We start from the raw sequence: 1069 nt of genomic DNA on the forward strand, positions 1-1069 counted from the left end.
ATCATTTTTGATATGATGATTGACTTGGCAGAAAAAGAATATAAAATCGACATAAGAAAAAACTCTTCACCCAAGTAGTTGATGATTTCAGAAATGAATATTCTATAAGTATTGAATATTCAAGTCAGTTACTTGGGAAAGACCGTCAAGTGTACTACCGCTCCATTAAGCGTAAGAAGAAAGATCTGAAAATTTCTGAGCAAGTAGTAACACTAATACAAAACGAGAGGATAAAACTGCCCAATAGTGGGCATAGGATGCTGTATTCACTACTCTATCCTCAATTAAAGTCTTTAGGTGTAGGTCGTGATAAGTTGCTTCAGATTATGAAAGCGAACCACTTAGATATACAACCTAAGAGAGCTTATCATGTCACAACTGATTCAGACCATAGATTTAAAACTTATCCAGATTTGGTAGATGGACTTGAAATAAATAGACCTGAACAGGTTGTAGTAGCAGATATTACTTATGTAGGCACAAGAGACAACCCTTGGTATTTGGCATTAGTAACAGATGCCTATTCAAAGAAGATAATGGGTTATGATCTATCAAGATCTTTAGATAAAGAGGGAGCAATTAGAGCCTTGAAAATGGCGATAAAACAACGTGAATATAAAGGAGAAACATTGATACATCATTCTGACAGAGGAGTCCAATATTGTAGTAAAGCCTATCAGAAGTTACTTAGGAAATCAAAAATCATAACAAGTATGACAGAAACTTATGATCCGTATAAAAATGCTATTGCAGAGCGTATTAACAGAACAATAAAGTATGACTTTAACTTGAGTAAATATGTCGGTTATGAAATGTTATTTGAAGCCTATTTAAAAGAATGTATAAAAACATATAACTTTATAAGACCACACATGTCATGTTATATGAAAACTCCTATTCAGATGCATAAAACAAGAGGTCAGAGAAGAAGAACTTATCGGACTGTAAAAGTAACATAAATAAGCCTCGAAATTTATTGAGGTGAAATTGACAGCGAAGCGAATCAATTTTGCATCGATAAATTTGAGGAACCCGCGGTAGCGAAAAGAAAAAAACTGAAGGTTACCCA

General features: G+C 33.8%; 1 pseudogene. It reads left to right on the forward strand.

The features are described from left to right. Positions 1–68: 68 nt before the first annotated feature. Positions 69–959, forward strand: a pseudogene (locus HHU12_RS34055) (IS3 family transposase); the annotation flags it as partial. Positions 960–1069 lie beyond the last annotated feature (110 nt).

The sequence above is a fragment of the Flammeovirga aprica JL-4 genome, from assembly GCF_012844305.1.
Lineage (GTDB): Bacteria > Bacteroidota > Bacteroidia > Cytophagales > Flammeovirgaceae > Flammeovirga > Flammeovirga aprica.